Origin of the sequence: Leifsonia tongyongensis, from assembly GCF_010686705.1 — a bacterium.
Classification (GTDB): domain Bacteria; phylum Actinomycetota; class Actinomycetes; order Actinomycetales; family Microbacteriaceae; genus Diaminobutyricibacter; species Diaminobutyricibacter tongyongensis.
Map to the genome: position 1 here is coordinate 102,165 of NZ_JAAGWY010000003.1, position 22,614 is coordinate 124,778.

General features: G+C 67.0%; 20 protein-coding genes. 14 read left to right on the forward strand and 6 right to left on the reverse strand.

Annotated elements, in window-relative coordinates; genetic code table 11:
• Positions 1–66 precede the first annotated feature (66 nt).
• From G3T36_RS13955 to G3T36_RS13985, 7 genes are all read left to right on the forward strand, one after another.
• Positions 67–1,191 carry a mannose-1-phosphate guanylyltransferase gene (locus G3T36_RS13955; protein ID WP_163290429.1) on the forward strand — a complete coding sequence of 375 codons (1,125 nt, stop codon included), beginning with the start codon at positions 67–69 and terminating at the stop codon, positions 1,189–1,191.
• A 171-nt stretch (positions 1,192–1,362) separates the two neighbouring features.
• Positions 1,363–2,445 (forward strand): BMP family lipoprotein, encoded by a 1,083-nt coding sequence (locus G3T36_RS13960; protein ID WP_163290430.1) that lies wholly within the window; start codon positions 1,363–1,365, stop codon positions 2,443–2,445.
• Positions 2,446–2,651: 206 nt separating this feature from the next.
• Complete coding sequence (locus tag G3T36_RS13965) at positions 2,652–4,172, forward strand: ABC transporter ATP-binding protein (protein WP_163290431.1); 1,521 nt, start codon at positions 2,652–2,654, stop codon at positions 4,170–4,172.
• Positions 4,169–5,434, forward strand: coding sequence for an ABC transporter permease (locus G3T36_RS13970; protein WP_163290432.1), 1,266 nt, complete (start codon positions 4,169–4,171; stop codon positions 5,432–5,434). The genes G3T36_RS13965 and G3T36_RS13970 overlap by 4 nt, the downstream gene beginning before the upstream one ends.
• The gene (locus G3T36_RS13975) at positions 5,431–6,717 is read left to right on the forward strand and encodes an ABC transporter permease (protein ID WP_163290433.1); all 1,287 of its coding nucleotides are present in this window, start codon (positions 5,431–5,433) and stop codon (positions 6,715–6,717) included. The genes G3T36_RS13970 and G3T36_RS13975 overlap by 4 nt, the downstream gene beginning before the upstream one ends.
• Before the next feature lie 8 nt (positions 6,718–6,725).
• Positions 6,726–7,133: a cytidine deaminase gene (locus tag G3T36_RS13980; RefSeq protein WP_163290434.1), complete on the forward strand. Its 408-nt coding sequence runs from the start codon at positions 6,726–6,728 to the stop codon at positions 7,131–7,133.
• A gap of 23 nt (positions 7,134–7,156) precedes the next feature.
• Positions 7,157–8,473: a thymidine phosphorylase gene (locus tag G3T36_RS13985; protein ID WP_163290435.1), complete on the forward strand. Its 1,317-nt coding sequence runs from the start codon at positions 7,157–7,159 to the stop codon at positions 8,471–8,473.
• Between the two features lie 55 nt (positions 8,474–8,528).
• Here the strand turns inward: G3T36_RS13985 and G3T36_RS13990 are convergent, their stop codons facing one another.
• Positions 8,529–9,296, reverse strand: coding sequence for a hypothetical protein (locus tag G3T36_RS13990; RefSeq protein ID WP_163290436.1), 768 nt, complete (start codon positions 9,294–9,296; stop codon positions 8,529–8,531).
• A 273-nt stretch (positions 9,297–9,569) separates the two neighbouring features.
• Between G3T36_RS13990 and G3T36_RS13995 the strand changes: the two genes are divergently transcribed.
• The 5 genes from G3T36_RS13995 to G3T36_RS14015 are packed head-to-tail and all read left to right on the forward strand — an operon-like array spanning position 9,570 to position 13,425.
• Positions 9,570–10,757, forward strand: a complete 1,188-nt coding sequence (locus G3T36_RS13995; RefSeq protein ID WP_163290437.1) for an adenosylhomocysteinase — start codon at positions 9,570–9,572, stop codon at positions 10,755–10,757.
• Complete coding sequence (locus tag G3T36_RS14000; RefSeq protein ID WP_163290438.1) at positions 10,757–11,506, forward strand: IclR family transcriptional regulator; 750 nt, start codon at positions 10,757–10,759, stop codon at positions 11,504–11,506. The genes G3T36_RS13995 and G3T36_RS14000 overlap by 1 nt, the downstream gene beginning before the upstream one ends.
• Before the next feature lie 45 nt (positions 11,507–11,551).
• Positions 11,552–12,670: an adenosine deaminase gene (locus tag G3T36_RS14005; RefSeq protein ID WP_163290439.1), complete on the forward strand. Its 1,119-nt coding sequence runs from the start codon at positions 11,552–11,554 to the stop codon at positions 12,668–12,670.
• Positions 12,671–12,694: 24 nt separating this feature from the next.
• Positions 12,695–13,156, forward strand: a complete 462-nt coding sequence (locus tag G3T36_RS14010; protein WP_163290440.1) for a PTS sugar transporter subunit IIA — start codon at positions 12,695–12,697, stop codon at positions 13,154–13,156.
• A complete protein-coding gene (locus G3T36_RS14015) occupies positions 13,153–13,425 on the forward strand; it encodes a PTS sugar transporter subunit IIB (RefSeq protein WP_163290441.1) in 273 nt (90 codons plus the stop codon). The genes G3T36_RS14010 and G3T36_RS14015 overlap by 4 nt, the downstream gene beginning before the upstream one ends.
• 12 nt (positions 13,426–13,437) lie before the next feature.
• On the opposite strand, the gene G3T36_RS14020 is transcribed toward G3T36_RS14015, so the two are convergent.
• Complete coding sequence (locus tag G3T36_RS14020) at positions 13,438–15,090, reverse strand: phospho-sugar mutase (RefSeq protein ID WP_163290718.1); 1,653 nt, start codon at positions 15,088–15,090, stop codon at positions 13,438–13,440.
• 41 nt (positions 15,091–15,131) lie between these two features.
• Positions 15,132–15,965, reverse strand: coding sequence for a purine-nucleoside phosphorylase (locus G3T36_RS14025; RefSeq protein WP_163290442.1), 834 nt, complete (start codon positions 15,963–15,965; stop codon positions 15,132–15,134).
• A gap of 98 nt (positions 15,966–16,063) precedes the next feature.
• Between G3T36_RS14025 and G3T36_RS14030 the strand changes: the two genes are divergently transcribed.
• Positions 16,064–17,500, forward strand: a complete 1,437-nt coding sequence (locus tag G3T36_RS14030; RefSeq protein ID WP_163290443.1) for an NAD(P)H-quinone dehydrogenase — start codon at positions 16,064–16,066, stop codon at positions 17,498–17,500.
• 817 nt (positions 17,501–18,317) lie between these two features.
• Here G3T36_RS14030 and G3T36_RS14035 read toward each other — a convergent pair.
• The 3 genes from G3T36_RS14035 to G3T36_RS14045 all read right to left on the reverse strand — a co-directional run bounded on the left by G3T36_RS14035 (position 18,318) and on the right by G3T36_RS14045 (position 21,268).
• Positions 18,318–18,560, reverse strand: a complete 243-nt coding sequence (locus tag G3T36_RS14035; RefSeq protein ID WP_163290444.1) for a hypothetical protein — start codon at positions 18,558–18,560, stop codon at positions 18,318–18,320.
• A gap of 220 nt (positions 18,561–18,780) precedes the next feature.
• Entirely contained in the window at positions 18,781–20,544 is a 1,764-nt protein-coding gene (locus G3T36_RS14040; RefSeq protein ID WP_163290445.1) for an ATP-binding protein, read from the reverse strand.
• 79 nt (positions 20,545–20,623) lie between these two features.
• Positions 20,624–21,268 (reverse strand): Maf family protein, encoded by a 645-nt coding sequence (locus tag G3T36_RS14045; protein WP_163290719.1) that lies wholly within the window; start codon positions 21,266–21,268, stop codon positions 20,624–20,626.
• Positions 21,269–21,313: 45 nt separating this feature from the next.
• On the opposite strand from G3T36_RS14045, the gene G3T36_RS14050 reads away from it, so the two are divergent.
• The gene (locus tag G3T36_RS14050; protein ID WP_163290446.1) at positions 21,314–22,591 is read left to right on the forward strand and encodes a class I SAM-dependent RNA methyltransferase; all 1,278 of its coding nucleotides are present in this window, start codon (positions 21,314–21,316) and stop codon (positions 22,589–22,591) included.
• Positions 22,592–22,614 lie beyond the last annotated feature (23 nt).

Below are 22,614 nucleotides of genomic sequence, written 5' to 3' on the forward strand. Positions count from 1 at the left end.
GCATTGCGCCCCTATGAATAGGGAGTGAACCGCGGGGACCGGGCAGGTGGACAGTATCCTGACGGAATGGCAACCAGAAACACCCCGCTGGATCGGTTCTACAGCGTCATCCCGGCCGGCGGAATCGGTTCACGCCTGTGGCCGCTGTCGCGGGCCGACGCCCCGAAGTTCCTGCACGACCTCACCGGTTCGGGCCAGACCCTCCTGCGCGACACCTGGGATCGGCTCGTTCCGGTGTCGGGCGAGCAGCGGATCATGGTGGTCACCGGTCGTGCACACCGTGCGGCCGTCGAGGCTCAGCTGCCCGCGCTCGCCGACCACAACGTGGTGCTGGAGAGCGAGCCACGGGATTCGACGGCCGCGATCGGGCTCGCCGCGGCCATCCTCGAGCGGCGTGAGCCCGGCGTGATCATCGGGTCGTTCGCCGCCGACCACGTCATCACGAACCAGGCGCTCTTCCTTCAGGCTGTGACCCAGGCCGTCGCTGTCGCCGACGCCGGCTACATCGCACTCGTCGGCATCCAGCCCACGGAGCCGGCGATCGGCTTCGGGTACATCCACTGCGGGGGAGCGGTCGAGATCGACGGCGCTCCGAGCGCTATGGCCGTCGACTCGTTCAAGGAGAAACCCGATCTCGCCACCGCACAGTCCTATTTGTCGACGGGCGGCTACCTCTGGAACGCGAGCATGTTCATCAGCAGGGCCGACCGCCTCCTCGAAGAGATCGGGCGCTCCGAGCCGGAGCTGCTCGCCGGCCTGCTCGAGCTCGCGGCGGCGTGGGACGACCCTGCGACGCGCGGTCCGGCCGTCGACCGCATCTGGCCGGGACTCAAGAAGATCGCGATCGACTACTCGGTCGCCGAGCCGGCCGCGGCTGCCGGCCGCCTGGCCGTGGTCCCCGGGTACTTCGACTGGGACGACATCGGGGACTTCGCCTCGTTGGCGAAGCTCAATTCGGGCGGCCGCAAGTCCGACCTCGCGATTCTCGGCGAGAACGCGCGTGTGCTCTCCGACTCGTCGAGCGGAATCGTGGTGAGCCAGTCCAAGCGCGTGATCAGCCTCATCGGCGTGAAGGACATCGTCGTCGTCGATACCCCGGATGCGCTGCTGGTGACGACGAGCGAGCACGCCCAGCGGGTGAAGGCCGTGGTCGACGCGCTCAAGCTTTCCGGATCGAGCGACGTCCTCTGATTCCGCCCCACAACGGGGTGCAGCCGATGCTCACATGAGCACTGCGGGGCATGGCAAGTATTTGTAACGCTTACGTCAAGAACCTGTTTTCGATTCTTTGAGGATTCGTAACATTCGGTAACGTGAAACATGACGGCCGCACCCGCAGGCCGGAATTTCTTGGAGGACATCTTGACAATCACAGCCCGAAAGGCCGGCCTCGCCGGTCTTGCGGCGATCGGCGCGCTCGCGCTGCTCGCCGGGTGCGCGTCCGCGCCATCGACCAGCAGCACCACCGCAGCGAAGAGCAACTTCCTTCCCTGCATGGTCTCGGACGCAGGCGGCTTCGACGACCACTCGTTCAACCAGTCCAGCTACGAGGGTCTGACCAGTGCAGCCAAGGACCTCGGCATCGACTACAAGAAGGCCGAGTCGAAGAACGCGAACGACTACGCTCCGAACATCCAGAGCATGGTCGACCAGAACTGCAGCCTGATCATCTCGGTCGGCTTCAACCTGAAGGACGCGACCGAGAAGGCTGCCAAGGCCAACCCGGACATCAACTTCGCCACGGTCGACGACAACGAGATCAACCTGCCCAACGTGCGACCGATCATCTTCGACACCGCTCAGGCTGCCTTCCTCGGCGGCTACGCGGCTGCGAGCTACTCGAAGACCGGCAAGGTCGGCACCTTCGGTGGCATGCAGTTCCCGACCGTCACCATCTTCATGGACGGTTTCGCGGACGGCGTGAAGTACTTCAACCAGCAGAAGGGCAAGAACGTCCAGGTCGTCGGTTGGAACGTCGACTCGCAGAAGGGCTCCTTCACCGGTGGCTTCGACGCGAACGACACGGCCAAGCAGACCGCGCAGGGCATCCTCGACCAGGGTGTCGACGTGATCATGCCGGTCGGTGGGCCGATCTACCAGAGCGCAGCGCAGGCCATCCGCGACTCCGGCAAGAGCATCGCCCTCATGGGCGTCGACACCGACGTGTTCGTCTCCGACCCGAGCGTGAAGGACCTGCTCCTCACGTCGGTCATGAAGGGCCTGAACAGCGCGACCGCAGCCGTCGTCAAGGACGCAGCGGGTGGCAAGTTCACCAACACGCCGTACGTCGGCACGCTGAAGAACAACGGCGTCGGCCTGGCACCGTTCCACAACTTCGAGTCGAAGGTCGACCCCGCCCTCCAGGGTGAGCTCGACAAGATCAAGGCCGGCATCATCGACGGCTCGATCAAGGTCACCTCGCCTTCGTCGCCGAAGCAGCCGTAGTACCAAGCAGTCCCGGTCGGGGAGGTCAGCATGCGCTGGCCTCCCCGTTCCGTTTCCCGCGTCCGTGCTGGGCGGGTCGCCCAGCCGTCGTGCTCAATTGAGCGCACACTGACATATGTGCAATGGGTAGTGTGAAGACGCGCACTGCGGCGTCTGGTCGCCGTGCGATTCGCTCACCCGGGCGAGCAGAGAAGGAACCCACCCGTATGAAGCTCGAACTTCGCGGCATCACGAAACGATTCGGTGCCCTGGTCGCAAACGACCACATCGATCTCACCGTAGAACCCGGCGAGATCCATTGCCTCCTCGGTGAGAACGGTGCAGGCAAGTCCACCCTCATGAATGTGCTCTATGGCCTCTACCAGGCCGAGGAGGGCGAGATCCTGCTCGACGATGTCGTCCAGCACTTCAACGGCCCCGGCGACGCGATGAAAGCCGGGATCGGCATGGTGCACCAGCACTTCATGCTCATCCCCGTGTTCACCGTGGCCGAGAACGTGATGCTCGGCCACGAAGAGACGAAGTTCGGCGGCAGGCTCGATCTCCCGGCAGCGCGCAAGCGCGTTCGCGAGATCTCCGCGCGATTCGGTTTCCACGTCGATCCGGACGCGATCGTCGAAGACCTCCCGGTCGGCGTCCAGCAGCGCGTCGAGATCATCAAGGCGCTGTCCCGCGACGCGAAGGTGCTGGTGTTCGATGAGCCGACAGCCGTTCTGACCCCGCAGGAGACCGACGAGCTGATGGTGATCATGCGTCAGCTGAAGGAGCAGGGAACGGGCATCGTCTTCATCACCCACAAGCTGCGCGAGGTCCGCGAGGTCGCGGACCGGATCACGGTCATCCGTCTCGGCAAGGTGGTCGGGGAAGTCGCCCCGACGGCGACCAATACGGAGATGGCATCGATGATGGTGGGCCGTCCTGTCGAGCTCACCGTGAAGAAGGAGCCGGCAACGCCCGGCGGGCCCGCACTGGTCGTCGACGATCTCTCGGTCATCGACCCGCTCGGTCAGCTGGTCGTCAACCGGGTCAGCTTCGAGGTCCGGGCCGGCGAGATCCTCGCCATCGCGGGCGTGCAGGGAAACGGCCAGACCGAACTCACCGAAGCCCTTCTGGGCCTCCAGCCGCGTGTCACCGGCACGATCGCGCTCGACGGCAAGCCGCTCACCGGACTCAGCGTGCGACGCGTCATCGACAGCGGCGTCGGATTCATCCCGGAGGACCGCAACGAGGACGGCCTCGTCGGCGAGTTCACCATCGCCGAGAACCTGATGCTCGACCGATCGACCGGCGCCCCGTTCGTCAAGGCAGGCAACCTGCAGCTCGGCTACCTGAACGAATTCGCGGAAGAGAAAGTGCGCGAATTCGACGTGCGTTCGCAGGGCATCGAGACCAAGGTCGGAGCGCTCTCCGGCGGCAACGCCCAGAAGGTGGTCCTCGCCCGCGAACTCAGCCGCGAGCTGCGCCTGTTCGTGGCGGCCCAGCCCACCCGTGGACTCGATGTCGGGTCGATCGAGTTCGTGCACAAGCGCATCGTCGCCACGCGCGACGCCGGGCTGCCGGTGATCGTGGTCTCGACCGAGCTCGATGAGGTCGAGGCGCTCGCCGACCGGATCGCCGTGATGTATCGCGGGGGAATCGTCGGAATCGTCCCTGGAGGGACATCGCGTGAGGTGCTCGGCCTGATGATGGCTGGCGAGCATCCGGCCGGAGCGGAGGTGGCAGCATGAGCCAGATCGACACCGCACCGAAGCCCGACACGGCGCCGCCGGCCACCGAGCCGCCGTCGCGGTGGCAGATCGCGCTTCGCGACATCATGGGCGGCAGCGTGATCATCTCGATCCTCGCCGTCGTCATCGCCCTCGTCATCGGCGCCATCCTCATCGCCCTGACCGATCCGGGCGTGCAGAAGGCGTCGGCGTACTTCTTCTCCCGGCCGGCCGACACCTTCAACGCGATCTGGACCTCGGTCTCGAGCGCCTACCTCTCGCTCTTCCAGGGCTCGATCTACAACTTCGGGCGACCGACGTTCGCAGCGGGCATCCGACCCCTGACGGAGTCGCTGACCTTCGCGACCCCGCTCATCGCCGGCGGTCTCGGAGTCGGGCTCGCGTTCCGGGTCGGGATGTTCAACATCGGTGGCCGCGGACAGATCCTGATCGCGGCGGGCGTCGCGGGCTGGGTCGGCTGGTCCTTCAACCTGCCACCCGTCATCCACCTGATCGTCGCCATCCTCGCGGGCCTCGCCGGCGGAGCGCTGTGGGGTGGTATCGCGGGTCTGCTGAAGGCGAGAACGGGCGCCCACGAAGTGATCGTGACGATCATGCTCAACTACGTGGCGTTCTACCTGATCTCGTACTTCCTTCGCACGCCCGGCCTGTTCCAGGCGCCGGGGTCGAACAACCCGAAGTCGCCGCCGATCCACCCGAACGCGATCCTCCCACCGATGTTCGGCGACCAGTACAACCTCACGTGGGCGTTCGTCATCGTCATCGGCCTCACCGTGCTGGTCTGGTGGATCCTCAACCGGTCGTCCCTCGGTTTCCGCTTCCGAGCAGTGGGCGAGAACCCGAACGCTGCGCGTGTGGCCGGTATCGACGTGAAGAACATCTACTTCGTGGCCATGCTCATGTCGGGCGCCCTCGTCGGCTTCGCCGGTATCAACCAGGCACTCGCCACCTTCCCGCAGGGCATCACCGCCGACCTCGACGCGAGCATCGGCTTCGACGCGATCACGGTCGCGCTGCTCGGACGTTCCCGCCCCTGGGGCATCTTCATCGCCGGACTGCTGTTCGGGGCACTCAAGGCGGGGTCGTTCACGATGCAGGCCGCCAACAACATCCCGATCGACATCGTGCTCGTCGTCCAGTCCCTCATCGTGCTGTTCATCGCAGCGCCGCCGCTCGTTCGTGCGATCTTCCGGCTGCCGACGCCGGGCACAGAGCCCAAGAGGCAACGACCCATCGTGACGAAGGAGGTGGCGGCGAAATGAGCGCAGCAACCACGACCGCTCCCATGGATGCCGGCCCCATCGTCCTCGAGAAGACGCAGATCAAGAGCTGGAAGGCTCCGATCGCTCTCGGCGTCTTCGCCGTCATCAGCGTCATCCTCTTCATCGGGTTGCCCCGAGAGGGCACCAGCAGCTTCCGGTTCACCGAGCCCGGAGACGCGATCAAGCTTTCGGTGCTCACGGTTCCGACCCACGCCACCGGCGTCATCGTGGCGATCATCTGCGTACTGCTCGCCGCGACCAGCTGGTACCTCGTCTGGCGGGTCGGCAAGTCGCCGCTCTGGCTCGCGATCGTCTTCGTGGCCGTCTTCATGTTCGGCTTCCTCACTTGGGCCGCAGCCGGCCACACCGTCCCGTTCACCGGGCTCCTCCTCGGCAGCGTGAGCCTCTCCGTCCCGCTCGTCTTCGGCGCGCTCGGAGGCGTCATCTCCGAGCGCGGCGGCGTGGTCAACGTGGCGATCGAAGGTCAGCTCCTCGCCGGCGCCTTCGCGGCTGCGGTCATCGCCTCGGCGACCCGCAACGTCTTCGCCGGGCTCATCGGAGCGATGGTCGCCGGGGTGCTGGTCTCGTTCATCCTGGGTGCGTTCGCCATCAAGTACCTCGTCGACCAGGTGATCGTCGGTGTCGTCCTCAACGTCCTCGTCACCGGTCTCACCAGCTTCCTGTTCTCGCAGGTGCTCTCGGCGAATCCGACGGTGCTCAACGCTCCGCCGCGACTCGGGCGCTTCCCGATTCCGCTGCTCAGCGACATTCCCATCATCGGTCCGGTGCTGTTCAACCAGTCGCTGATCGTCTACTTGATGTACATCGCGATCTTCGCGGTGTGGTTCGGCCTCTTCCACACACGCTGGGGCCTGCGTCTCCGCTCGGTCGGAGAGCACCCGCGCGCAGCGGACACGGTCGGCATCAACGTGACCGGAACCCGGTTCTGGAACGTGTCGCTCGCGGGCGCCGTCGCCGGTCTGGGAGGCGCGTACTTCACGCTGGTGTCGGCGCCGGGCTTCGGCAAAGAGATGACGGCGGGCGCGGGCTTCATCGCCCTGGCCGCAGTGATCTTCGGGCGCTGGGATCCTATCCGTGCCACACTGGCGGCCCTCCTGTTCGGTTTCGCGTCGTACCTGCAGACCACACTCGGCATCATCGGATCGCCCGTACCGAGCGAGTTCATGCTGATGCTCCCGTACCTCGTGACGATCTTCGCCGTCGCAGGCCTGGTCGGTGTCTCCCGCGCGCCGGCCGCCGACGGCAAGCCGTACATCAAGTAGGCGAGCGCATGACCGACGAGACGATCGACTGGGATGCGCTGCGCGAGGCCGCGCGCTCCGCCATGACTCACGCATACGCGCCGTACTCCGAATTCCCGGTCGGCGCCGCCGCCCTCGTCGACGACGGCCGCATCGTTTCCGGGTGCAACGTGGAGAACGCCAGCTACGGCGTGACACTCTGCGCCGAATGCGGGCTCGTCTCTGCGCTGCACCTCAGCGGCGGCGGACACCTGGTCGCCTTCACCTGTGTGGACGGGCACGGCAACATCCTGATGCCGTGCGGCCGGTGCAGGCAGCTGCTCTACGAGCACTCGGCGCACGGGATGCTGCTCGAGACTGTCTCGGGCATCCGCACGATCGAGGAGGTGCTGCCCGATGCGTTCGGGCCGCGCACCCTGACCGACTACAAACGCTGACCGACGACAAAGGACAGAACCAGATGAGCGACACCGCCACCAGCGGCGGGGTCGAGGCGTTCGACGCCGTCGACCTGATCCACACGAAACGCGACAAAGGCGAACTGTCGACCGCTCAGATCGACTGGCTGATCGACGCGTACACGCGCGGCTACGTCGCCGATGAGCAGATGTCGGCGATGACCATGGCGATCTTCCTCAACGGCATGACGCGGCGCGAGATCCGCGACATGACCATGGCGATGATCGCCAGCGGCGAGCGGATGAGCTTCGAAGGCCTCGGCAAGCCGACCACCGACAAGCACTCCACGGGCGGGGTCGGCGACAAGATCACCCTTCCGCTGATGCCCCTCGTCGCGGTCTTCGATGTCGCGGTACCGCAGCTGTCGGGGCGCGGGCTCGGCCACACCGGTGGCACCCTCGACAAGCTGGAGAGCATCCCGGGCTGGCGCGCCAATCTCACCAACCAGGAGATGTTCGACCAGCTGCGGGACGTCGGCGGTGTGATCTGCGCCGCCGGAAGCGGCCTCGCGCCGGCCGACGGCAAGCTGTATGCGCTTCGCGACATCACCGGGACGGTCGAGGCGATCCCGCTGATCGCTTCGTCGATCATGAGCAAGAAGATCGCCGAAGGCACGGGCGCGTTGGTGCTCGATGTGAAGTTCGGATCCGGTGCGTTCCTCAAGGACATCGAACGGTCGCGCGAACTCGCACGCACGATGGTCGACCTCGGGCGCGATGCCGGTGTCGCCACGTCGGCTCTGCTCACGAACATGAACGTGCCTTTGGGCCTCGCGATCGGCAACGCCAACGAGGTTCGCGAATCCGTCGAGGTCCTTGCCGGTGGCGGGCCGGCGGACATCGTGGAACTCACGGTGGCCCTCGCGCGGGAGATGCTCGCCCTCGCCGGCAAGACCGATGTCGACGTCGAGGCCGCCCTGACGGACGGCCGTGCCATGGACAAATGGCGCGAGGTGATCCGCGCCCAGGGCGGCGATCCGGATGCGGCCCTCCCGGTCGCGAAGGAGACGCACACGGTCGTCGCCGACCGCGACGGAGTGCTCGTCGAGCAGCAGGCGCTGCCGTTCGGCATCGGCGCGTGGCGACTCGGCGCCGGACGCGCCCGCAAGCAGGACCCGGTGCAGCACGCGGCGGGGATCGACCTGCACGCCAAGCCGGGCGACACGGTGCGGGCGGGCCAGCCGCTCTTCACGCTCTCGGCCAACGAGCCCGCGCGCTTCGAGCGCGCCCTCGAAGCTGTGCAGGGCGCCTGGCGGATCGGCGACCCCGGCGAGCCCGTGCTCGACGGCGGCCCCCTCATCGCCGACCGCATCTCCTAGCGATTAGGTGCCACGAATTCCGCTTCCCCGAGCCTTGAAGCGTAACTCGTGGAACCTAATCCGAATCGGGCCAGCCGCGCGAGCGCAGTGCTTCTCGTGTTCGCGCAGACGCTTCTCGAAGATGCATTTGCTTGTTCACGCGGATCGTGATCCAGCCGGCCGCGATCAGATCGTTGTGTCTGACCACGTCTCGCGAGTACTGATAGTCGTCGAGGCGATGCTGTTCGCCGTCGTATTCGACAAGCACTCGGAAACCGGTGTACACAAGATCGCCTATCGCGATCCGATGACCCGTACTGTCGAAAATAGGGATGTTCAACTCCGGCTCGGGAAGTCCGGCCCGCATGAGCTCAAGTCGTAAGGCGGTCTCCATGGGTGAAGCGACATTCGGCCGGATGAGGTTGAACGCATCCGCGAGCCTCTTGGACCCATGTCCCTGTCCGAACGCGATTACAGCTTCCTCGATTTCCGACGAAGTTGCGAGGGGACGCGACATTCCAGCTAGTCGATCTCCCGCCGCGATCAATTCGTCGAGCGAGAGAATGCTCGCCAACTGGCACCAGGCGTAGGCCGGGAGTGCGAGTGGGAGCTGGGCGATACGGCCCACCTTGACGCGAGACCTTTCCGCGCGGTGGCCGACGACACCCGCCCTCCGCGGTGCTCGAGTCGGTGCGAACGACGAAACGTGGATGGTCGTATCCTGTTCCAACCGGCGGGGGAGCGGAAGCCCGTGGAGTCGAGCCGCTGTGACGTGGCTGAAGAAGTGGTCTGGCTTGAGCACGAGGGCCAGCGCCGAGCAACGCTGCAGCAGCGTGCGGTCCATTCCTGCTGGAACTCGAATTCCATGAAACGGCCTTGCCAGGTCTTCTGCATACGTGCGACGGAGTCCGACGCCGTGATCTCGCGCGTCAGCGATGGTGAATGGCCCGCCAGCGAGGGTGTCGGGAAGCGGTGCGACCTTGCGGGGCATCATCGATTGTCCAACGGGAGAGAGCGACGGCCGCCCGACGGAGTTTGACCTGTGGAAACATCACCGGCGGCTCCGATGTGTGGATACCTATATAAAACTAACTTCCATATATGAAACAATCGGAAGATGAGCACCACTGACCACAACCTGGCCGCCAAAGGCCGCGCCCGCATCGACTGGATTCGCTCCCGCATGCCCCTCCTCGCGCAGGCCCGTGAGCAGTTCGCGGTGAGCCGGCCGTTCGCCGGGCATCGCATCGGGATGTCCCTCCACCTCGAACCCAAGACCGCCGTCCTCCTCGAGACCCTCGCCGCGGGCGGCGCTGAGATTATCGCGACTGGCAACTTCGGCTCCACACAGGACGACACGGTCGCAGCGCTTCGCGAGGCCGGTATGACCGTGTTCGGAACGCGCGCCGACACCCTCGAGCAGCACGGCGCCAACGTGGCGGCCGTGCTCGACAGCGCTCCGCGCATCCTTCTCGACAACGGCGCCGATCTGGCGGCGGGAATCGTCGAGCGCGGCGCCCAGGCGTCGATAATCGGCGGCACGGAGGAGACGACCTCGGGTGCCGACCGTCTCCGCGGCGAGCTAGCCGGAGCCGTCCCGTTCCCGGTCGTCGTGATCAACGACAGCCGTCTGAAAGCGATCGGCGAGAACCGTCACGCGGTCGGCCAGTCGATCGTCGAGAGCTTCATGCGCATCACCAACCTGATGGTTCCGGGGCGCCACGTCGTCGTCGTCGGCTACGGCTGGTGCGGCCGCGGCATCGCCCAGTACTTCCGTTCGCTGGGTGCACAGGTCGGGGTCGTGGAACGGGATGTCATGAAGGCGTTCGAGGCTGCTCTCGACGGGTTCCGGGTCGGGTCGCTCGCCGAGCTCGCCGGGTGGGCGGATGTCCTCATCACCGCCACGGGGCGCGAGGGCGTGGTGGGGTCCGAGACCTTCGATCTCCTCCGCGACGACGCCGTCCTCGGCAACTCCGGGCACTTCCCGTGGGAGATCGACGTCGCAGCGTTACGGGCCGGCGCCGTATCCATCGACCAGGTCGACGACGGAATCGAGCGGATCCACCGTGCGAATGGACGCCGCGTCGTGCTCCTGGCGGGGGGACGGATGTTCAACCTCGCCGGCCGCGAGCCGAAGGGCAACTCGCTCGAATCGATGGATCTGGGCTTCCTGCTGCAGGCGCTCTCGCTGGAGCGGGTGGCGACGGATGCGGCGCGCCTCGTTCCCGGCGCACAGCCCGTACCCGACGACATCGAGCGCCTGATCGCAGCACGGTTCCTCGAAGCTCTGGGAGCATCGCGCTGATGCCGAGCTATGCGGTGCCCGCCCTCGACAAGGGGCTCGACATCCTCGAGCTGCTTGCCGACAGCAACGACGGTCTCAGCCAGGCGCAGATCGCGACCGAGACGGGCCGCTCGGTGGGCGAGATCTTCCGCGTGCTCCAGACGCTGGAGCGGCGCGGCTACCTGGTCCGTGATCCCGCCTCGGGGCTGTACTCCGTTTCGCTGATGATGTTCGAGCTGGCCCACCGCAATCCGCCGTTGCGCGGGCTGGTGCAGGCAGCGCTGGGGCCGATGCGTCGACTGTCGACGTCATCCGGGCAGACCTGCAATCTGTCCGTTCTCGACGCCCGCCGGGTGCTCGTCATCGCCCAGGTGGAGAGCCCGGGCCCGTTCGGTTTCCAGGTCCGGGTCGGCGCCGAGTTCCCCGTCGAGAGCACGGCTACCGGAGCCGTGCTGCTCGCATCGGCCGGGACCGAGCTGAAGCGCGCCTACCTCGGCGACCTCTCGTCACGCGACCCCGAGGCGGCTGCCCGCCTCTCCGATGAGCTGGCGGAGGTCGCTGCGCGGGGGTACGCCCGTGAATCCGGGCGTCGGCTGGTCGGCATCGTGGACATCGTGTTCCCGATCGTGGGGACGGGCGGCTTTCCCGCCGTAGCGCTGACCGTCCCGTGCGCCGCGACGACCGATCCGGAAGTCGACGTCGACGAGGTCGTCGAACTGGCCAGGGACACAGCGGCAGAGATCTCTGAGGCCATCCGTCCACATCCGTGACAAGGCGGCTGCATCCGACCGCGCGGCCCCGATAGATTTGTCGTCATGAACACTGTGCCTGAGGAATTCCTGCTCGCCGGCGGTACGAGCATCACCGCGCTTCCGAAGGTCTCGCTGCACGACCATCTCGACGGCGGCCTGCGCCCCTCCACCATCATCGAACTCGGCGACGCGATCGGCCTCGACCTTCCCGCCGACGATGCGGTCACGCTCGGCCAGTGGTTCGCCGAACGCAGCAATTCCGGTTCGCTTGTCGAATACCTCAAGACGTTCGACCTCACCACGGCGGTCATGCAGACGAGGGAAGGCCTGGTACGGGTCGCGCGCGAGTTCGTACAGGATCTCGGCGCCGACGGCGTGGTCTACGGCGAGATCCGGTGGGCGCCGGAGCAGCACCTCAGTCGTGGCCTGACGCTCGACCAGGCCGTCGAAGCCGTGCAGGAAGGCATCGAGGAGGGCATCGACGACGTCAACCAGAACGGCAGCGGCATCCGTGTCGGCCAGCTCATTTCGGCGATGCGCCACACCAACCGGGCGTTCGAGATCGCCGAGCTCGCGGTCCGCCACCGCGACCGCGGCGCTGTGGGCTTCGACATCGCCGGCCCGGAAGCCGGTTTTCCGCCGTCGAATCACCGTCGGGCGTTCGACTATCTCGCCGAGCACTACTTCCCGGCGACGGTGCACGCCGGCGAAGCCGACGGGCTGGAGAGTATCCGCAGCGCGATCATCGACGGGCGGGCCCTCCGCCTCGGCCACGGCGTGCGCCTGGCCGAAGACATCGTGATCGAACGCCAGGACGACGAGAACACCTACGTCTCGCTCGGACCCCTCGCGCAGTGGGTCAAAGACCGTGAGATCGCACTGGAGACGAGCCCGTCGTCGAACCTGCAGACCGGCGCGATCGCAGCGTGGGGCGACGATCTCCTCGACCACCCGTTCGATCTGCTGTACCAGCTCGGCTTCCGGGTCACGGTCAACACCGACAACCGCCTGATGAGCGCCACCACACTCAGCCGGGAGCTGGCACTCCTCGCCGACGCCTTCGACTACGACCTGACCGACCTCGAGGTCTTCCAGTTGAACGCCGCGTCGTCGGCCTTCCTGCCCCTCGAAGATCGTGAGGAGTTGGCCGACATCATCACAGCAGGTTTCGAGGGTTCGTAAGCGCCCGGACGATACGCTTGGAGCATGCCCCTTCCGCCCCTTCCTGATTCCGCGATCACTGTCGGAGCGCACGCCTCCGACTGGCGGGAGGCCGTAGAACTCGCGGGTGAGGCACTTGCTCGTTCCGGTGCGACGACGCCCGGTTATGCGGCGCGGATGATCCAGGTCATCGACGAATTCGGCGCATACATCGTGATCGCTCCCGGCCTCGCGCTGGCGCACGCGCGCCCGGGTCCGGATGTGCTGGCAGATGGACTCTCGATCGTCACCCTCGACGAGCCCGTCGTCTTCGGGCATCCGCACAACGATCCTGTCGGCGTCGTGATCGGGCTCGCCGTGGCGACACCGGATGCGCATGTCACCAGCGTCGCGGAACTGGCCAATATCTTCAACGATCCCGGTGCGATCCCCGCGCTGGCCGCCGCCGCTGACGTCGGCGAGGTCCAGCGCATCATGGCTGCGAGCGGCGAGGAGGCGTCCCGGTGAAGATCGTCGCCATCTGCGGTGCCGGTATCGGAACTTCCGCCATCCTCAAGGTCAATGCCGAACGGGTTCTCGACCGGCTCGACATCGACGCCGAGGTGACCGCATCCGATGTGGCGAACGTCCGTGCCGTCGCATCCGACGCCCAGGTCATCCTGACTTCGCCTGAACTCGTGGATGCGATCGGCGACACCAACGCCGATATCGTCGTCATCGAGAACTATTTCGACCTCGAAGAACTCGAGGCGAAACTCGAGGCCGCCCTCGGCTGACTTGCGATCGGGTCAGGCGAGCAGGGCGCGCATCCCGTCCGCGAGTTCGCGAACGCGCGACTCGGCGGCGGAGCGACGCTCTGCTGCCGAGCCCTGGTCGCTCGACGCATCGATGTAGACCTTGAGCTTGGGCTCGGTTCCGCTCGGCCGCACCATCACGCGTGAACCGTCCTCCAGCCAGATGCGGAGGACGTCGCTCGGCGGGAGCGCGTCGAAACCGTCCTTGAGGTCGTCGATCTGGCTCACCGGCACCCCTCCGACGTCGGAGGGAGGCGTGGATCGCAGCCGCGCCATGATGACGTCGATGTCGGCGAGGTCCGTGACCCGCAGGGAGATCTGGTCGGAGGCGAAATGGCCGAATCGCTCGCTGAACCGGTCGAGCTGGTCGGCGATCGTCAGGTCGTCGGCCGCGAGTGACGACGCGAGATCGAGGAAGGCGACCGTCGCGGAGATGCCGTCCTTGTCGCGGACCACCTCCGGGTCGACGAGGTAGCCGAGAGCCTCCTCGAAGCCGAAGATCAGACCGGTCGCGCGCGACACCCATTTGAACCCGGTGAGGGTGTCCTGGAAATCGAGCCCGTATGCGTCCGCGACCGCCCTGAGCGCAGGGCTCGAGACGATGGAGCACGCGAGTGTGCCGTTCGGGCCGCTGTCTGTGGCCGCATCGGCTTCGGCCAGCTCTGCGGCGCGCCAACCCAGCAGTGCGCCCACTTCATTGCCGGTGAGGCGACGGTACTCTTCAGGGCTCGACGGGTCGGGGATGGCGATGGCCAGGCGGTCCGCATCCGGATCGTTGGCGACGACCAGCGCGACGCCCGCCTTCCGCGCCGTCGCGAAGGAGAGGTCCAGTGCACCCGGCTCCTCGGGGTTCGGGAAGGCGACGGTCGGGAACCGGGGGTCGGGGTCCACCTGCTCTGTGACCACGACGGGTGCGCTGAATCCGGCGCGCTCGAGAACGCGCGATGCGGTCTCCCAGCCGACGCCGTGCATCGCGGTATAGACGTACGAGACGGCCGCGCTGGGCGTCCGCGCGATGGCCGCGGTGGCTTCGATGTAGGCGTCGACGACGGATTCGGCGGCCACCTCGTACGCGTCCGATCGGGGCAACCCGGTGATCGGCGCTGCGGCGACGCGGAGGATGTGGGCCGCGATGTCCGCATCCGCTGGCGGCACGATCTGGGAGCCGTCGTCGATGCCGCCGAGGTACACCTTGTAGCCGTTGTCGTTCGGCGGATTGTGGCTTGCGGTGACCATCACACCGGCGCTGGTGCCGAGATGCCGTACCGCGAAGGCGAGCACCGGTGTGGGCAGCAGTCGCGGCAGGAGGATCGCACGAACACCGGCCCCGGCCATCAGCTCGGCCGTGTCTTGTGCGAAGATCGCCGAATTCTTGCGTCCGTCGTAGCCGATGACGACGGACGGGGTCGACCCTTCCGCGTGCTCGTGCAGATACGAGGCCAGCCCTGCTGCCGCCTGCGCCACCAGGACGCGGTTCATCCGGTTGGGTCCTGCCGCGATCTCGCCGCGGAGGCCGGCTGTTCCGAACGCGAGCCGTGCATCGAAGCGGGCGTGCAGGTCGTCGAGGGCCTCCGCTGAACCGGCCTCGGCGGCGATCACCAGCGAATCGAGTTCAGCGCGGGTCTCCGGGTCGGGGTCCTGTGCCATCCATGCCCGCGCCTGATCGAGCACGTCGGGTTGCGCGGCGCTCACAGCGCGTCCACGATCCGTGCCAGCAGAGCGCTGATCACCGGCTCGGCTTCACGGCCGGCCTCGATGACCTCCTGGTGGCTGAGGGGAGTCTTCTGGATGCCCGCAGCCAGGTTCGTGACCAGTGACATTCCGAGGATCTCCATTCCCGCCTGCCGCGCGGCGATCGCTTCGAGAGCGGTCGACATTCCGACGATGTGGCCGCCGATCGTCTTCGCCATCTGCACCTCGGCCGGCGTCTCGTAGTGCGGTCCGCGGAACTGGCAGTAGACGCCCTCGTCGAGCGTCGGGTCGATCGACCGGGCGAGCTGCCTGAGTCGGGCCGAATACAGGTCGGTGAGGTCGATGAACGTCGCCCCCTCGAGGGGCGAGTCGGCGGTGAGGTTGATGTGGTCGCTGATGAGGACGGGCGTGCCGGGCTTCCAGTGTTCCTTGATGCCTCCTGCGCCGTTCGTGAGCACCATCGTCGTCGCACCGGTCGCCGCCGCCGTGCGCACACTGTGAACGACCCGCCGCACGCCGTGGCCTTCGTAGTAGTGGGTGCGAGCCCCGATCACGAGGGCACGGTTGCCGTTGGGCAGCAGCACCGAGCGCAGCGTACCGACATGGCCCACGAGTGCGGGAGCGCCGAAGCCGACGATCTCGGTCGCAGGAATGGTCGCAGTGGTCTCCCCGATGAGATCGGCCGCTCTGCCCCAGCCGCTGCCGAGCGTGAGTGCGATGTCGTGGCGTGCGACGCCCGTCTTCTCAGCGATCGCTGCGGCGGCATCCCGGGCGACCTCGAACGGGTCGGCAGCAGGGTCATCGAGCGGGTTCTTGGTGGTGTCAGACATGGATCCACTCTATTGCGATCCCACTTTCGGGTGCTCGGGCCGTGTGGCGCTCATCGGCGCGGTTTGGCGGGCATCCCCGGAAGCGAGAGAATGAGTGCATGTCCTACGAGTTCGAGCGCAAGCAGAGAATCGCCGTACTCGGGGGAGGTCCCGGTGGGTATGAAGCGGCCCTGGCCGGCGCCCAACTCGGGGCCGTCGTGACCCTCGTCGAACGGGTCGGGGTCGGCGGCTCGGCCGTCATCACCGATGTTGTTCCCTCGAAGACGCTCATCGCGACGGCAGAGGCCACCAACGCGATCAGTGAGGCCGCCGACCTGGGTGTGCAGTTCTTCACCCGCGGGGAGTCCGGCAAGCCCGTTCGCCCCGAGATCGCCGTGAACCTCGCGGCCGTCAACAAGCGGGTCCTCGGTCTCGCGCGCCAGCAGTCGGAGGACATGAAATCCGAGCTCATCCGCGCCGGCGTGCGGATCGTCACCGGCGAGGGCCGGCTCGACGGTGCCGGCGCCGTGATCGTCTCGACGGCGAAAGGCGACACGGGTACTGATTTCGACCGGATCGAGGCGGACACGATCGTGGTCTCGGTCGGCGCGAGCCCGCGCATCCTGCCCTCTGCGCAGCCGGACGGCAAGCGCATCCTCACGTGGACCCAGCTCTACGACCTCCCGCACGTGCCGGAGCACCTTATCGTCGTCGGCTCCGGTGTGACCGGTGCGGAGTTCGCTTCCGCTTATACGGCACTCGGGTCGAAGGTGACGCTGATCTCCAGCCGCGACCAGGTGCTGCCGGGCGAGGATGCCGATGCCGCCCGAGTGATCGAGAACGTCTTCAAGCGCAACGGCATGACGGTCCTCTCGAAGTCGCGTGCAGAATCGGTCGAGCGCAATGAGGGCGGCGTCGTTGCGACGCTCTCCGACGGTCGGACCGTGCAGGGGAGTCACTGCCTGATGGCTGTCGGCTCGATCCCGAACACGGCGGGGATCGGCCTCGAGGAGGCGGGCGTGCAGCTGACGGCATCCGGTCACATCCGCGTGAACAGGGTGGCGCGCACGTCCATCCCCAACATCTATGCGGCGGGCGACTGCGCCGACCTGATGCCTCTCGCATCCGTCGCCTCCATGCAGGGACGTACCGCGGTGTTCCATGCGATGGGCGATGCGGTGAACCCTTTCGAACTCCGCAATGTGACGTCCAACATCTTCACCCAACCCGAGATCGCCACCGTCGGCTGGAATCAGAAGCAGATCGAAGAGGGCATCGCCCAGGGTGACATCTACAAGCTGCCGCTGAGGTCGAACCCGCGGGCAAAGATGCTCGGAATCCGCGACGGATTCGTCAAGCTGTTCGCCCGTACAGGTTCGGGAACCGTCATCGGCGGTGTCATCGTGGCGCCGCGAGCGAGCGAGCTGATCTTCCCGCTGGCGCTGGCGGTGGAGCACCGCCTGACGGTCGACCAGGTCGCCCGGGCCTTTACGGTGTACCCGTCGCTGTCGGGCTCGATCTCCGAGGCCGCGCGCGCAATGCACATCGTCCTGTAGGGCCGCGCTGCGCGCGTCCCGCCCCCTCAGGCCCGTCTCCCAGCGCGTCTGGTTCATAAAACAGGAGTTCGCGTCAACAGCGTGACGGATGGGGCAGATGTGCGCGCAATCGTGTCTCGTAGGCCACTCCTGTAACACGAACTCCTGTTTTATGAACGTCACGGTTGTCGCATTGAAGCCGGATTGACTCCTACACAGTTCCTGCTGGTCGTGGTGTTTTCCACAGATTCACGATCTCGGCTCGCTCAGGCTTCTACACCGGCCGAAGCTGAATCGCGTGCGAGAACTTCACGAAACAGTCCGACGCCTCGGTGACGTCGCTACCAGAGCCGAGCTCCTCAGATTCGGTCACCGTCCGCGAGAGTTGACGAATGCAGTTCGAACTGGCCGCCTTCACCGATTGCGCCGCGGGCACTATGCCACCGCGACTGCCACACCGGCTCAGCGGGCCGCGGTCGCCTTGGGGGGCCGGCTCTCTTGTGGGAGCGCGGCATCGACGTACGGTCTCTGGTCGGGTACCGACGCGACCCTGCATATCGCAGTGCCGCCGACGGCGTCGCGGCTCGAGACGACCGGTATGGATGCTGTCATCCGTGTTCACTGGCAGGACGACCTCCAGGAATCTGAATCCTGGCGCGTAAGCCTGGCGGACTGCCTGAGGGGAGTGGTGCGGTGCAACTCTTCGGAGTCGGCCGTCGCCACGCTCGACACGGCGATCACACTCAAGAAGCTCGAGCGGCGGGCGATCGGCCGGATCTTCGCAGGCGAGCCGATCGCATCGCGCATCATCTCGTCCCGCGCGCGGCCGGGCTCTGACTCAGGCGTGGAATCTCTCGCCCGGCAGCGGCTGCAGGACCGAGGGCTCGCGGTTGAACAACAGGTCGCCGTTCCAGGCGTCGGACGAGTCGACATGCTGGTCGAGGGGCGGCTCTTCATCGAGATCGACGGCTTCGAATTCCACTCGTCGCCGCGCGCCTTCGCACAGGATCGCCGACGCGATGCCGCCTTCGTCCTCGGAGGGCTTCAGCGGCTCCGTTTCGCGGCTACCGATGTGCTCCATGAGTGGAGCCGAGTCGAGCGCACGGTCCTGGAGGTGCTTGGGCCCACACGCAGCGCGTTCATAAAACAGGAGTTCGTGTGACAGGAGTGGACTGGAGCGGCCGAATAGGTGCCGAATGATGCATCAGGTGCCAGGCAAATCACCCGAACTCCTGTTTTATGAACAGGCGTGCGGAGGCGGCGCGCGACGGGTTGGGACGGGTCGCGGCGGGGCGGGCGGCTCAGCTGATGTTGAGCAGCAGGTGCCCGGATGACACCGTGGCGCCGACCGTCGTGTTGATCCCGGAGACCGTGCCGTCCTTGTGAGCGGTGAGCGGCTGCTCCATCTTCATCGCCTCGAGCACGAGGACGAGATCGCCTTTGACGACCTGGTCGCCGTTGTCCACGGCAAGCTTCACCACGGTGGCCTGCATGGGCGCGGTGATCGAGTCGCCGGTGGCGGTGTCGACCGCGTGGGCTCCGCCTCGGCGCCGAGGCGCCGGCGTGCTGGCGATGTCGGCGCCGGCCGAAGTCAGGAGCCTGCCCGGGAGGCTGACCTCGATGCGCTTGCCTTCGACCTCGACGACGACGCTGTGGCGCTGCTGGCTCGGCAGGGCCGCACCGAGCGAGCCGCTCCACGGTTCGATCTCGTTCTGGAACTCGGTTTCGATCCAGCGCGTGTAGACCGAGAACGGTTCGCCGTCCTGCGGTGCGAATGCCGGGTCGCGCACGATGGCGCGATGGAAGGGGAGGACAGTGGGCAGACCCGCGACCTCGAATTCGTCGAGCGCACGACGCGACCGCTCCAGGGCGTCCTCGCGGGTTGCGCCCGTGACGATCAGCTTGGCGAGGAGGGAGTCGAACGACCCGGAGATCACGTCGCCGGCCTGGACGCCGCTGTCGACGCGCACGCCGGGTCCGCCGGCGGGCTTGAAGACGTGGATGGGACCAGGGGAGGGGATGAATCCGCGCCCCGCGTCCTCGCCGTTGATGCGGAACTCGAAGGAGTGGCCGCGGGCGATCGGGTCGTCGTAGTCGAGCGTGCCCCCTTCGGCCAGGCGGAACTGTTCGCGGACGAGGTCGATCCCGGTGACCTCCTCGGAGACCGGATGCTCGACCTGCAGCCGCGTGTTCACCTCGAGGAACGACACGGTGCCGTCTTTGCCGATGAGGAATTCGCACGTGCCGGCGCCCAGGTAGCCCACCTCTTTGAGGATCGCCTTGGATGCGCGGTACAGCTCATCCGTCTGCGCGGCCGTGAGGAACGGTGCGGGTGCCTCTTCGACGAGCTTCTGGTGGCGGCGCTGCAGCGAGCAGTCGCGGGTGGAGACGACGACGACGTTGCCGTAGGCGTCGGCGAGGCACTGGGTTTCGACATGGCGGGGCTGGTCGAGGTATTTCTCGACGAAGCATTCGCCGCGTCCGAAGGCCGCGACGGCTTCGCGGGTGGCCGATTCGAAGAGTTCGGCGACTTCGTCGCGGGTGCGTGCGACCTTGAGCCCGCGCCCGCCTCCACCGAATGCGGCCTTGATCGCCACGGGGAGTCCGTACTGGTCGACGAAGTCGAGCACCTCGGCTGCGTCGGCCACCGGGTTGAGCGTGCCCGGCGCGAGCGGAGCGCCCACCTTCTCTGCCACGTGCCGTGCGCTGACCTTGTCGCCGAGCCGTTCGATGGCGTCGGGGGACGGGCCGATCCAGGTGAGTCCTGCACCGATCACAGCCCGGGCGAAGTCGGCATTCTCGGCGAGGAACCCGTAGCCGGGGTGCACGGCGTCGGCGCCGGAGCGCCGTGCGACGGAGAGGAGCTTCTCGATGACCAGGTAGGTCTCGGCGCTCGTCGTGCCGTCGAGTGCGTACGATTCGTCCGCCAGCTTGACGTGGAGGGCGTCCCGGTCCTGGTCCGCGTAGACCGCGACCGAGCCGATTCCGCTGTCCTTCGCGGCGCGGATGACCCGGACGGCGATTTCGCCCCGGTTGGCGATGAGGACCTTGGTTATGCGTGGCACAGTTCTCTAGCCTATGCCGCCCGGGTGCACCCCTTTTGGGTGAACCCGACAAAAATGGGATGCTAGAGGGTCGGGAAGCCTACAAAGCGCGGTTCCACAGGGTGGGCCAGCTCACGCCCAGTTCGATGAAGAGTTCCCGCACGGTTGCGAGTGAGAGTCCCACAACGGTGCTCGGGTCGCCGTCGATCCGGGTGATGAACGGTCCGCCGAGGCTGTCGACGGTGAACGCTCCTGCCACTTCGAGCGGCTCCCCGGTCGCGATGTACGCGTCGATCTCGTCGTCGCTGATGTCGGAGGCGAACGTCACGGTCGCGACGGCCGTCGCGCCGGTCGCTGCGTTGGTGCGCCCACCCCGGTGGTCGATCAGCCAGTGTCCGGAGTGCAGGCGGCCGGTGTCGCCGCGCTGGGAATGCCAGCGTGCGCGTGCGACCTCGGGCGTGTGGGGTTTGCCGAAGACCGAGCCGCCGATCTCGAATGCCGAGTCCCCGCCCAGGATGAACCCGTCGATGGGCTGACCGTCGACCCGTTCGCCGACGACGGCCTCGGCTTTGGCCTGGGCGAGCAGCTGCACCATGGCCGAGGGGCCGAGAGGCCCGCTGGTCGACTCCGCCCGCGCGACGGTGGCCGGTTCGTCCACCTGGGAGGGGACGACGATCGGCTCGACTCCCGCAGCGCGCAGGAGTGCCAGCCGGGCGGGGGACGTTGAGGCGAGGTAGAGGCGCATGTCTTCCTTCGTGCGTGGCGTCGCGCGGTGTGCGATGCTCGACGGATGCCACAGGATGATGTCGAACTCGAGATTACCAACGTCGCGCACGGTGGCGTCTTCGTCGCCCGCTTCGACGGCCGCGTGGTCTTCGTCCCTGACACGATGCCGGGGGAGCGCATCCGTGCCCGCATCACCGACACCACCCACGACCGGTTCTGGCGCGCCGAGACCCTCTCCGTGATCGACGCTGCGCCCGAGCGGCAGGCGCACCTGTGGCCGGCGGCGTCGGTCGAGAAGCCGCCGTCGAAGCGTGCAGGGGGTGCCGAGTTCGGCCACATCCGGCTCGACCACCAGCGCGAACTGAAGCGGCGCGTGATCGTGGACGCCCTCGCGCGCATGGCGAAGATCGACCGCGACGTCACGGTCGAGCCGGCCGGCGCCGCAGTGGCAGGGGTCGAGCCGGAGTCGCCGGATGGTTCGGGATGGCGCACACGTGTGCGCCTGCAGGTCGCGCCCGACGGTGCGTTCGGGCCTTTCGCCTCGCGCTCGCACCACGTCGTCGAGGTGGACGATCTTCCGCTGGCCACGGAGCGCGTCGCTGAGTCGGCTCCGTTCGGCCAGCGTTTCGCGGGTGCCGAGTCGATCGACGTCGTCGCTACGACCGGCGGTTCGGCACACGTCCTGGTGAACGACGCTCCCGTGAAAAGGGGTCGGCGTACGATCCGCCCCCGTCACCGCCCGATGCTGGTGCGCGAGCGCGTCGGCGATCGGGAGTTCCAGCTCGATGCCCGTGGGTTCTGGCAGGTTCACCGCCTTGCGGCGGCAACGCTGACGGAGGCCGTGCAGTCTGCGGTGGACGAGGCGCTGTTCGACCCGCGCGCGGCCAACCTCGACCTGTACGGCGGGGTGGGGCTGCTCGCAGCCGCGATCGGCGATCGCTTCGGCAGCACTGTGCGGATCACGTCGGTGGAGGGTGACGAGACGGCGACGGATCACGCCGCCGAGAATCTCGCGGAGTGGATCGGCGCGAACGCCGTCACCGAGCGCGTCGAACGGTTCGTCACGGGCCTCGCCGCTGAGGCGTCCCCCGCAGAGCGCTCACGGTTCCGCGCCGCAACGGTCATCCTCGATCCTCCGCGCTCGGGTGCGGGCAGGGCGGTCGTCGACGCGATCGCCGAGCTCTCCCCGGCGCAGGTCGTGTACGTCGCCTGCGACCCGATCGCACTGGCGCGCGATCTCGCGACGTTCGCCGGTCACGGCTACGAACTCGGCTCCCTGAGAGCGTTCGACCTGTTCCCGAACACGCACCACGTCGAGGCGGTGGCGATGTTGTCCAGGTGACCGCGCCATCCCGGGCGGCCCCG